Annotated in this window: 8 protein-coding genes; 7 read left to right on the plus strand and 1 reads right to left on the minus strand. The window is 71.7% G+C overall.

Features of this window, described 5'->3' with window-relative positions; all coding sequences use genetic code 11:
• Positions 1 to 76 precede the first annotated feature (76 nt).
• From JAV76_RS13635 to JAV76_RS15295, 3 genes are all read left to right on the plus strand, one after another.
• Positions 77 to 1,441 (plus strand): hemolysin family protein, encoded by a 1,365-nt coding sequence (locus JAV76_RS13635; protein WP_198734624.1) that lies wholly within the window; start codon positions 77 to 79, stop codon positions 1,439 to 1,441.
• Positions 1,438 to 2,478, plus strand: coding sequence for a hemolysin family protein (locus tag JAV76_RS13640; protein WP_198734625.1), 1,041 nt, complete (start codon positions 1,438 to 1,440; stop codon positions 2,476 to 2,478). The genes JAV76_RS13635 and JAV76_RS13640 overlap by 4 nt, the downstream gene beginning before the upstream one ends.
• 388 nt (positions 2,479 to 2,866) lie before the next feature.
• Complete coding sequence (locus tag JAV76_RS15295; protein ID WP_198734626.1) at positions 2,867 to 4,030, plus strand: M15 family metallopeptidase; 1,164 nt, start codon at positions 2,867 to 2,869, stop codon at positions 4,028 to 4,030.
• A gap of 79 nt (positions 4,031 to 4,109) precedes the next feature.
• Here JAV76_RS15295 and adhE read toward each other — a convergent pair whose 3' ends face one another.
• A complete protein-coding gene (gene adhE / locus JAV76_RS13650; protein WP_198734627.1) occupies positions 4,110 to 6,866 on the minus strand; it encodes a bifunctional acetaldehyde-CoA/alcohol dehydrogenase in 2,757 nt (918 codons plus the stop codon).
• Positions 6,867 to 7,111: 245 nt separating this feature from the next.
• On the opposite strand from adhE, the gene JAV76_RS13655 reads away from it, so the two are divergent.
• The 4 genes from JAV76_RS13655 (at position 7,112) to JAV76_RS15005 (ending at position 11,425) form a co-directional block, all read left to right on the plus strand.
• Positions 7,112 to 7,606: a methylated-DNA--[protein]-cysteine S-methyltransferase gene (locus JAV76_RS13655; protein ID WP_198734628.1), complete on the plus strand. Its 495-nt coding sequence runs from the start codon at positions 7,112 to 7,114 to the stop codon at positions 7,604 to 7,606.
• Complete coding sequence (locus JAV76_RS13660) at positions 7,606 to 8,139, plus strand: RNA polymerase sigma factor (protein WP_198734629.1); 534 nt, start codon at positions 7,606 to 7,608, stop codon at positions 8,137 to 8,139. Before JAV76_RS13655 ends, JAV76_RS13660 begins: the two co-directional genes overlap by 1 nt.
• Positions 8,126 to 8,752 carry a methylated-DNA--[protein]-cysteine S-methyltransferase gene (locus tag JAV76_RS13665; RefSeq protein ID WP_198734630.1) on the plus strand — a complete coding sequence of 209 codons (627 nt, stop codon included), beginning with the start codon at positions 8,126 to 8,128 and terminating at the stop codon, positions 8,750 to 8,752. The genes JAV76_RS13660 and JAV76_RS13665 overlap by 14 nt, the downstream gene beginning before the upstream one ends.
• Before the next feature lie 159 nt (positions 8,753 to 8,911).
• Positions 8,912 to 11,425, plus strand: coding sequence for a fibronectin type III domain-containing protein (locus JAV76_RS15005; RefSeq protein ID WP_307844243.1), 2,514 nt, complete (start codon positions 8,912 to 8,914; stop codon positions 11,423 to 11,425).
• Positions 11,426 to 11,476: the final 51 nt, after the last annotated feature.

Consider the following 11,476-nt stretch of genomic DNA (forward strand, 5'->3'; position numbering starts at 1 on the left):
CGATCCTTCACACGATGACCGCAGATGATGACCTGTCTCGACATATGTGCTCGCCCGTCCACCCTGGAGGTGGACGGTGCTGACCGAGTGGCTCGCCGTCGGGCTCGGCGTCCTCCTCACCCTCGGGACCGCGATCTTCGTCGCGACCGAGTTCTCACTCGTGACGCTCGACCCCGCGGTGGTCGGGGACGACGACGCGCACCGGCCCCCGGGCAAGGACGACGCCGCAGCGCCCGGGGCGCCCCGCGACTGGCGCACGCGCAGCGTCCGCCGCGGCCTCAAGCACCTCTCCACGGAGCTCTCCTCCTCGCAGGTGGGGATCACCGTCACGACGATCCTCCTCGGCTACACGGCCCAGCCCGCCGTGCAGGACCTCCTCGCGGCGCCGCTCGGCAGGACCGCTCTGGGCACGACCGCGTCCGGCGTCGTCGCGGCGACGCTGTCACTCGTCGCGGTGAACCTCTTCTCGATGCTCTTCGGCGAGCTCGTCCCCAAGAACTATGCGCTGAGCCGCCCGCTCGGCACGGCTCGCAGCGTCGTCCCGGTGCAGCGCGTCTTCACCCGGGCGCTCGGCCCGCTCATCCGGGTGCTCAACGGCTCCGCGAACGCCCTGCTCCGCAGGGTCGGGGTCGAGCCCCAGGAGGAGCTGTCCGGAGCGCGGTCCGCGTCCGAGCTCGCGGCCCTCGTGCGCAGGTCCGCCCAGGTGGGGACGCTCGACAGCTCCACGGCGCGGCTCATCACCAACGCCGTCGAGCTCGACGAGCTCTCCGCGGTCGACGTCATGACGGACCGCATGCGTCTCGCGGTCGTCACCCGTGACGAGACGGCGGCGGCCGTGATCGAGCTCGCACGCCGGACGGGCCACTCCCGCTTCCCCGTCATCGACGAGTCGCGGGACGACATCGTGGGACTGGTGCACCTGCGACGTGCGGTGGCCGTCCCATACGAGCGACGCGAGCAGGTGCCGGCCGCGGCGCTCATGGACGACGCACCGCGCGTCCCCGAGACCGTCCGCCTCGGTCCGCTCCTCGTCGAGCTCCGTGAGCTGGGCATGCAGATGGCCGTCGTCGTGGACGAGTACGGCGGGACGTCCGGCGTGGTCACCCTCGAGGACGTCGTCGAGGAGCTCGTGGGCGACGTCGCCGACGAGCACGACTCACGCCGCGCCGGGGCGCTCCTCGCGTCCGACGGGTCGTGGGTCGTGCCCGGGCTGCTGCGGCCGGACGAGCTCGAGGAGCGCACGACGGTCCGGGTCCCGCAGGGCCCGGAGTACGAGACGCTCGGGGGGCTCGTCATGGCGAGGCTCGGGCGGGTCCCCGTCGTCGGGGACACGGTCCGGATCGACGCGGAGTTCGAGGGGCGGCCGGTGACGGCCGTCGTCGAGGCGATGGAGGGCCGTCGCGTCGAGCGCGTGCGGCTGCGCACCGGAGGAGACGCATGAGCTCGACCCTGGCACTCACCGTGGGCGTCCTGCTGCTCGCGGCGAACGCCTTCTTCGTCGGCGCGGAGTTCGCGGTGATCTCGGCCCGCCGGAGCTCGGTCGAGCCCCTGGCGGCCGCGGGGAACAAGGCCGCCAGGACCGTGCTCTGGGCCATGGAGCACGTCTCGCTCATGCTCGCGTGCGCCCAGCTCGGGGTGACCGTCTGCTCCATCGGGCTCGGTGTCATCGCGGAGCCTGCCCTGGCGCACCTCATCGAGGGCCCCCTCGAGGCTCTCGGGGTCGGCCCGGCGCTGGTCCACCCGATCGCCTTCGTGCTGGCCCTGGCGATCGTGGTGTACCTGCACGTGGTGCTCGGCGAGATGGTCCCCAAGAACCTCTCCGTCGCGGGTCCGGACCGCGCTGTCCTGTGGTTCGGGCCGCCGCTGGTCCTCGTGGGGCGCCTCCTGCGTCCGGTCATCGTCTCCCTCAACTGGGTCGCCAACCACATGGTGCGGCTCTCGGGCGTGGAACCCAAGGACGAGGTCGTGTCCGCCTTCACGGCCGAGGAGGTGCAGTCGATCCTCGAGCACTCGCGCGCTCACGGTGCTCTCGTGGACGAGCAGGGACTCCTCGCGGGTGCGATCGAGTTCTCGGAGAGGACGGCCGCGGACGTCATGGTGCCCGTGCCCGACCTCGTGCCGCTGGTCGCGGGGTGCACCCCGGGCGAGGTCGAGCGGCTCGTCGCGCGCACCGGGTACAGCCGGTTCCCGGTGACCGACGACCTCGGTGACCTCGTCGGGTACCTCCATCTCAAGGACGTGCTCTTCGCGGGGGACGACCAGCGCGACGTCCCGCTCCAGGCGTGGCGCGTCAGGGCTCTGGCCGAGGCTGCTCCCGGTGACGGGGTGGAGTCGGTGCTCAGGGCCATGCAGAGGTCCGGTGCCCACCTGGCGAGAGTGTGGGACGGGTCACAGGTGCTCGGGGTAGTGTTCCTCGAGGACATCCTCGAGGAGCTCGTCGGGGAGGTCCGGGACGCGATGCAGCGCAAGGTGCGGTGACCTGGGGTTTCGACGTGTGTCGCCCGCCCCGGAGCCGCTCCCGTCACGGGTCCGTGCCGACGGCGCGGGCAGGCGGGTCCTAGCGGCGGGGGCCGCGTCTCACCGACCGAGGGTTGGAATGTCACCGATCCTTCGTTACTCTTTTGTGATATCGCTGCGGTCTTGATGGGTTCCCGTCCTTCCGATAGGACAGGTGAGCATCGAGGCCGCTCTCTCTGCCAGGTCCGCACGGGACCGGGGCTCGTCGACGTACGGAGGTGTCGTGGAACGGAACAGCAGTGGTCAGCCGGGTGAAGCGCTGCCCTCGCGGCGCGCCCTCCGTGAGGCTGCCGAGCTCGAGGCGAGGCGCTCGCGCTCCCTCCGTGCTGTCCTTCCCGCCCGTCCGCCCGTGACGCAGAGCCACGACGTCCCGCAGGTCGAGAGCCGCCCGGAGAGCCCGACGCGTGCGGCCGTGGTCCGGTCGGTGCCTGCGGTGGAGCCGGACGTCCCTGTGGCACCCCAGCGTGCTGCCGTCGCCCACCCCGCGTCCGAGCCGGGCGTGACCCCTCCGGCCTTCCGGCGCTCGGCCCCGGCCACCGTGACGAGCCCGCGCCCCGAGAGGCTGCTCCACACCGCGGTCGCCCCGGCCGGCACGCGTGCCGAGACCACGACGGTGCTGCCCGCGGTCGCCGCCCTCGCCGTCGTCCAGGACGACACCCGCCCTGCGGCCCCTCACCGGACCGGGACGGCCGAACGGTCCGTCGACCGGCCCCAGCGACCTCGCGGAGGTTCCAAGGGCTCCGGCGCGGTGCGACGGGGCAAGACCACGGCGCAGCGGACCAAGACGTTGTCCCCGGGGCAGCGGTGGATCCCGCGTGCCGCGGTCCTCACGAGCCTCGCCGTCGCGACCATCGCCGTCCCGCTCAGCGCGGGCGCCGGTGGTGGGGGCGGGGAGAGCACGACGGTCCTCGCGGACGCGGAGGAGACCGCAGGCACGGCCATCGGGCCCAGCACGCTCCAGGTCGTCGGCAGCGCCGCCACGGACGCCGCTCCGCCGGAGAGCCTGGCCCAGGCCATCCCCGAGGAGCAGCGCACCGTCCAGGCAGCGAGCCGCTCCGAGATCCGGACGGCGCTCCCCGGGTGCGACATCAGCGTCGAGCCGTCGGGCACCAACGGCAACCTCGCCAAGAACACCCTCTGCGAGCTGTGGGGGACGGGCAACTACCTCCGCGCCGACGCGGCCGAGGCCATGGCCGCCCTCAACCAGGCCTACGCCGCCGAGTTCGGCGGCAACATGTGCATCACGGACTCCTACCGGACGCTCGCCTCGCAGTACGCGGTGAAGAGCCAGAAGGGCGCGCTCGCGGCCACTCCCGGGAAGTCCGAGCACGGCTGGGGCCTCGCCGTCGACATCTGCCCCGAGTCCTACCAGGCCACGAGCAAGTGGAACTGGCTCAAGACCAACGGCCCGCTCTTCGGCTGGGACAACCCCGCATGGGCGCGCGCCGGAGGCAGCGGCTCGTACGAGCCGTGGCACTGGGAGTTCACGACAGGCGTCGAGAACAAGGGCTGAGCCCCCCAGCAGCGATCGCCACGGACGACGAGAAGGGCCCCGCACCTGTCACGGTGCGGGGCCCTTCTCGTCGCTCAGGTCAGCGCGCGGCCTTCTTCGCGCGGGCCGGCTTGGCGTCGGCCTCGGTGGCCTCCGGGGCGGACTCGGCCTCGGGTGCGGCCTCCGTCACGGCTGCACGCCCCGCCCGGACCTCGGCGAACGAGGTGCCGTAGTACGCGGCCTCCATGAGGGTCTTCATGTCCTCGAGCATCGGCATCCGCGGGTTCGCCGGTGCGCACTGGTCCTCGTAGGCGCCCATGGCCAGCTCGTCGAGGCGACCGATGAAGTCCGCCTCGCTGACACCCTGCGCCTGGAAGGACCGCGGGATCCCCACCTTGTCCCGGAGCTCCTCGATGGCCCGGGCGTAGGACTCCACGCCCTCCGCCGGGGTCGAGGCCGGCAGACCCAGGTGCTTGGCGATCTCCTGGAAGCGCTCGGGTGCGACGTAGTGCTCGTACTTGGGCCAGCTCGTGAGCTTGGACGGGACGGTCCCGTTGTAGCGGACCACGTGGGGCAGGTAGGTCGCGTTGGTGCGGCCGTGGATGAGGTGGAAGGCCGACCCCGTGACGTGCGCCATCGCGTGCACGATGCCGAGGAATGCGTTCCCGAAGGCCATGCCGGCGATGGTCGCCGCGTTGTGCATCTTCTCGCGGGCCTTGACGACAGTGTCCGCCGTGCTGCCCGGTCCACCGACCACCGAGGTCTCGATGTTCTCGAAGATCAGCTTGATGGCGTGGAGGCACAGGCCGTCGGTGAAGTCGTTGGCGTAGACGGAGACGAACGCCTCGGTCGCGTGGGTCAGGGCGTCGAAGCCGGAGTCCGCGGCGAGGAAGCCGGGCATCATGGCGGTGAGCGCCGGGTCGACGATCGCGACGGTCGGGGTGAGCGCGTAGTCCGCGAGCGGGTACTTCTTGCCCGTCGCCGGGTCGGTGATGACCGCGAAGGGCGTCATCTCCGAGCCCGTGCCCGAGGTGGTCGGGATGCAGACGAGACTCGCCTTCTCGCCGAGGTCGGGGAACTTGAAGGCGCGCTTGCGGACGTCGAAGAACTTCTCCTTCATGTCGGCGAACTCGATCTCGGGGTGCTCGTAGAGCAGCCACATGACCTTCGCGGCGTCCATCGGGGAGCCGCCGCCGAGGGCGATGATCGTGTCGGGGTTGAAGTTGCGCATGAGCTCTGCGCCCTTCTGCACCGAGTCGACCGTCGGCTCCGGGAGGATGTCGTCGATGATCTGCAGGGCGATGCGCTCTCCGCGGCGGTTGAGGACGTCGAGGATCTTGTCCACGAAGCCGAGCTTGGTCATGGTCGAGTCGGTGACGACCGTGACCCGGGAGATGCCGCGCATGTCCGCGAGGTAGCGGATGGCGTTCGGCTCGAAGTACGTCTTCGCGGGGACCTTGAACCACTGCAAGTTGTTGTTCCTCCGACCGATGCGCTTGATGTTCACGAGGTTCACGGCCGACACGTTGTTGGAGACCGAGTTGTGGCCGTAGGAGCCGCAGCCGAGCGTGAGCGACGGGATGAACGCGTTGTAGATGTCGCCGATGCCGCCGAGGGAGCTCGGGGCGTTCGTGATGATGCGGACCGCCTTGACGCGGGAGCCGAACTCCTCGATGACCGCGGCGTCCTCGGAGTGGATGGAGCCGGAGTGGCCGAGGCCGTCGAACTCCACCATCTGCTCGGAGAGGCTGATCCCCTCCTCGGCGCCGTCGGCGCGGAGGACGGCGAGGACGGGGCAGAGCTTCTCGCGGGTGAGGGGCTCGTGCGGTCCGACGCCGGAGACCTCGGCGAGGATGATGGACGTCTCCTCGGGGACCGTGAAGCCGGCCTGCGCGGCGATCCATGCCGGCGACTGCCCGACGACCTTGGCGTTGAGCCTCGCCTCGCCGCAGTTCTCCGAACCTGCCTGGACCCCGAAGATGTACTCCTCGAGGAGCGCCTTCTCGGCGGGCGTCGCCCGGTAGGCGTGGAGCGTGGCGAACTCCGCCATCGCCTCGTCGTAGAGCGGGGCGTCGAGGATGACGGCCTGCTCGGACGCGCAGATCATGCCGTTGTCGAAGGCCTTGGAGAGGACGACGTCGTTGACGGCCCGCTTGAGCTTCGCGGTGCGCTCGATGAAGGCGGGCACGTTGCCGGCACCGACGCCGAGGGCGGGCTTCCCGCAGGAGTAGGCGGCACGGACCATGGCGTTCCCGCCGGTGGCGAGGATGAGCGCGACGCCCGGGTGGTTCATGAGGAGGTTGGTGGCCTCGAGGGACGGGGTGGCGACCCACTGGATGCAGTCGGCCGGGGCGCCTGCTGCGACGGCCGCGTCGCGCACGACGCGGGCGGCGGCGACGGAGCACTCCTGGGCGGAGGGGTGGAAGCCGAAGACGATGGGGTTGCGGGTCTTGAGGGCGATGAGGGCCTTGAAGATCGCGGTCGAGGTGGGGTTGGTCACGGGGGTGACGCCGCAGATGACGCCGACGGGCTCGGCGATCTCGGTGATGCCGGTGAGCTCGTCGCGGTTGACGACGCCGACGGTCTTGAGCTTGAGCATCGAGTTGGTGACGTGCTCGCACGCGAAGATGTTCTTCACGGCCTTGTCCTCGAAGACGCCTCGGCCGGTCTCGCGGACGGCGTGGAGCGCGAGGTCCCCGTGCTGGTTGAGCGCTGCGACGGAGGCCTTCTTGACGATGTGGTCGATCTGCTCCTGGGTGAAGCTCGCGTACTCGGCGAGCGCGCCCTGCGCAGCGGTGACGAGCGTGTCGATCTCCGTGGAGACCGACCTGCTGACGGTGCTGTCGGTGAGTGTCATGATGGCCCCTTCGTGGCTACCCGTGCTGTGGTCTGGTGTTGACTCCAACGCTATGGCTCTGTAACGGGCGTCACATGCGCCAAAGGTCCCATGTTTTGTGGCAGCCCAGAAGCGGCGTCGTCCCTGGTCAGGGCGTCGTGACGAAATGTGCCGGGCCTGACCTCACGAAGAAGGGCGCCCGGACGTCTACCTCGTGACAGGCCTCCTCGCGGGGCTGGAAGACTGGACGAGGACGAGGGAGGGCCATGCGCAGGCACACCGCAATCGAGTCACCCGTGGGCGTGCTCACAGCGGTCGCGGACGACGACGGGCTCTGCGGGCTCTTCATGGAGGGCGCGGCGCACCGACCGCCCTCGGCGGACTTCGGGGAGCGTGCCGACGTGGGGTTCGAGCACCTGCGGACCGAGCTCGACGAGTACTTCTCCGGCGAGCGGCAGGATTTCACCGTGACGGTCTCGGCCGTGGGGACGCCGTTCCGACGCAGGGTGTGGGCCCTGCTGCGCGCCATCCCCTACGGGCAGACGCGGACGTACGGAGACCTCGCGCGCGATCTCGGCGACCCCGGAGCGGTGCGGGCGGTGGGTGGCGCGAACGCGCGCAACCCCGTCTGCATCGTCGTGCCCTGCCACCGGGTCGTCGGTGCCGACGGATCGCTCACGGGGTTCGCGGGAGGAGTGGAGCGCAAGCTCCGGCTCCTCGCTCTCGAGGACCCGACCCGTGCGACCGCGACACTCTTCTGATGCTCCCCTTCGACGTCGTCGTCTCCCTCCACGGCCCGGCCGTCCTGCGGATGTGCCGGGCGCTCGTCGGAGCGAGCGACGCGGAGGACGTGTGGTCGGAGACGTTCGTGTCCGCCCTCCGGGCGTACGCGGACCTGCAGCCCGGGTCCAACGTCGAGGCCTGGCTCGTCACCATCGCCCGCCGCCGGGCCGTCGACCACCTCCGCGCCGCGGGGAGACGGGCGCGACCGGTGGCGACCGTCCCCGACGCGGCCGCTCCGGCAGGCGCGGACCTCGCCGACCGTCTCGACCTGGTGTCCGCGGTGGCCTTGCTCCCGCCGAGGCAGCGTGAGTGCGTCGTCTACCACCACCTCGCGGGACTGCCGTACGCGGAGGTCGCCGAGGTCGTCGGCGGGACTGAGGCCGCCGCGCGGCGCGCCGCGAGCGACGGTATGAGGGCGCTGCGCGCCCTCCTCGGCGCCGCGCCGCCCGCCCGGCGTGACCCGTCCAGGTTCAGGACCGCAGTGGAGGAGGCCGACCATGACCGACGCTGAACCGCACCCGCCCGTGACCGTCCCCGGCGTCCACGACGTCCCGGACTCCAGGCTCGTCGTCGAGGGCCGGCTCCGCGAGCGGCTCGCGCGCGACGCGCAGGCGCAGGGCGTCCTCGACGTCGCCTATCGCACGGTCGACACCCCCGTCGGTGAGCTGCTCGTCGCCGCCACCGAGGCGGGGGTCGTCCGCCTCGCGTTCGCGATCGAGGGGTTCGACTCGGTGCTCGACACCCTCGCCCGCCGTGTGAGCCCGCGCGTCCTGCGAGCTCCCGCGCGCCTCGACCGGCTCGTCGTCGAGCTCGAGGAGTACCTCGCCGGACGTCGTCTCGCGTTCGACGTGCCCGTCGACCTGAGGCTCACCAGCGGATTCCGGCGCCAGGTGGTGACCCGCCTCCCCGAGATCCCCTACGGCAGCACTGCGAGCTACGCGGCCGTGGCGCGCTCCGCAGGCAGCCCGAGGGCCGTGCGCGCCGTCGGGACCGCGTGCGCCACGAACCCTCTTCCGCTCGTGATGCCCTGCCACCGCGTCGTGCGGTCCGACGGGGCGGCGGGCCGGTACGTCGGCGGTCCCGAGGCGAAGGTCTGGCTGCTCGGCCTCGAGCGCGGCCGCTGACCGCCCGGGACGCGCGCCGACCGTGTTCGCAGCCAGTTCTCCTCCTTGTCGTCTCCGGTCCACCTTTCACCCCTACGGTGCTCGAGGCGCACCCCGACCGCCACGCACCGTCGGGACCGATCGCCGCCCCACAGCGCGGCGAGAAGCTGGAGTCACCCTGTGAATGACACGATCGCGGCGTCCCGTACGCCGCGTCCGCTCCGAGCCGTCGCGGCAGCGGCCGCGTGCTTCCTCGCCGGAGGTGGCGTGCTCACCGCCGTCGCCCCCGCGGCCGAGGCTGCCGAGCTCCCCGACACCTTCGTCTCCACGGCCACGACGTGGGCCTACTCCGACGACGCGACCGACCCCGCGGCCGGCGCCGCCGACCGCCTCTCCTGGACGCTGGCCGACTACGACGACTCGGCGTGGAAGTCCGCGACCGGGGCGTTCGGCGCGAAGAACGGGGCCGCGACCGGTCTGGGGTCGCGCTTCCCGATCACCACCCTCCTCAACCACTACATCGACGGCCGGTCGGCCCCCGCCGTCCCGACGTACCACTTCCGCACGAGCTTCGACGTCACGGCCGACCAGCTCGCCGACATCGGCAGCCTGCGCGGCGAGATCGTCTACGACGACGCGGTCCAGATCTTCGTGAACGGCGAGAAGGTCGCCGGGTTCGTCGACGACCGCGTCGAGGAGGCCCCCGAGGCCGACCGCAACCTCGTCTACGCGGGTGCGAGCGGCGGCAACCCCGTCACGAGCACCTTCACGGTGAGCCCGGAGGACCTCGTCGCGGGGGAGAACACCCTCGCCGTCGCGCTCCACCAGGACCGTGCGACGAGCTCCGACATCTACCTCGACGTGACCTCCCTGGCCCCCGTGCCGAGCGACCTCCCCGCCGAGCTCTCCGACATCGTCATGACCGTCGGCTCGGACGAGACCTCGCGCGGCATCACCTGGTACTCGAACGTCGACACCGCACAGGTCGTGCAGCTCGCCCCGGCCTCAGCCGTCACCGACGGGAGCTTCCCCGCGGACGCGGTCACCGTCCCCGCGACCGGTGGTCCGACGACCAGCGGCGAGTTCCGCCGGTCGGCCACGCTCACCGACCTCGCCGAGAGCACCGACTACGCGTACCGGGTGGGCAACGACACCGACGGATGGTCCGCGACCTCGACCTTCTCCACGGGCACGACCACGGGGGACTACGACTTCCTCTTCGTCGGCGACCCGCAGATCGGCGCCTCCGGCGACGTCGCCCGCGACCAGGCCGGCTGGACCGACACCCTCGCCGTCGCCGAGGCCGCGTTCCCCGACAGCGAGCTCATCTTCTCCGCAGGCGACCAGGTGGAGTCCGCGGGCAACGAGGCGCACTACGACGCCTTCCTCGCGCCGGACCAGCTCCGCAGGCTCCCGCTCGTCCCGACCAACGGCAACCACGACGTCGGCTCGAAGGCGTACGAGCAGCACTTCACGCTGCCCAACAACGACCCGACCGCGGGTGCCGCGACCAGCGCCAGCGCGTCCGGTGGGAACTACTGGTTCACGCACAAGGACGTCCTCTACCTCAACATCAACTCCAACAACGGTGACGTAGCCTCCCACGAGGCGTTCCTCCGCAGGGTCGTCGCCGAGCAGGGCGGCTCGGCCCGCTGGGTCGTGCTCGCGTTCCACCACTCGATCTACTCCGTCGCCGCGCACGTGAACGACGCGCGGATCAAGGACCTGCGCGCCGCGCTGCCGCCGATCATCTCGGACCTCGGCATCGACCTCGTCCTCCAGGGGCACGACCACAGCTACACCCGCAGCTTCCTGCTCGAGGACGGCGACCGGGCCGACGCCACCGAGGTGCCGGGCCAGTCCGAGGTGGTCCCCGGCGAGGGCGAGGTCCTCTACGTGACCGCCAACTCGGCGAGCGGCTCCAAGTACTACGACGTCCGCGCACCCGACGCCCCGTACGCGTCGGTCATCAACCAGGAGAAGGTCCGCAACTACTCCCACGTCGAGGTGACGGACGAGACGATCACGGTCTCGACGATGCGCAGCGAGCAGGCCGGTGACGGCAAGGCCGTGAACAGCGTGGTCGACCAGGTCACCCTGCGCAAGCCCGCGGTCGAGGTCCCGGCCGAGCCGGACCCGGAGCCCGTGCCGGGTGACCCGACACCCGGGGACCCGACGCCTGGGGAGCCCGCACCCGAGCAGCCCGCCCCGGGCGGCTCCGGCGACCCCGAGCCCACCACCCCGCCGGCTGCGCCCGGCGCAGCACCCAAGCCCGCGACCCCCGGGTCCCTGACGGAGGACACCCGGGGCACCGTCAGCGCCCCCACGACCGCCCGGGCCGGGCAGTCGATCACCGTCACCGTGGGTGCCGCGCATGCGGGACGCCCCGTCGGTGTCTGGCTCCACCCGGACGAGGTCCTCCTCGGGATCCGCACCGTGGGCGCCGACGGCACCGTGCGCGTCACCGTCCCCGCGGGCACCGACACCGGGACGCACCGTCTCGTGGTCCTCGACGCCGACGGCGAGGTCCTCGGCTGGCAGGACGTCGAGATCACCGCCGCAGGTTCCACGGCGGGTGGCGGCCTAGCGGTCACCGGCACCAACGTCCTCGTGGGGCTGCTCCTCGCTGCCGGGCTCGTCGCCGGCGGTACGGCGCTCCTCGTGCTGCGCCGCCGGGCGACCGCGACGGACTGACGAGAACCGCACCACGACCCGTCGGGCCCCGGCGGACGGTCCTGCCGTCCG

Origin of the sequence: Sanguibacter suaedae (assembly GCF_016342785.1) — a bacterium.
In the GTDB taxonomy this organism is placed as follows: domain Bacteria; phylum Actinomycetota; class Actinomycetes; order Actinomycetales; family Cellulomonadaceae; genus Sanguibacter; species Sanguibacter suaedae.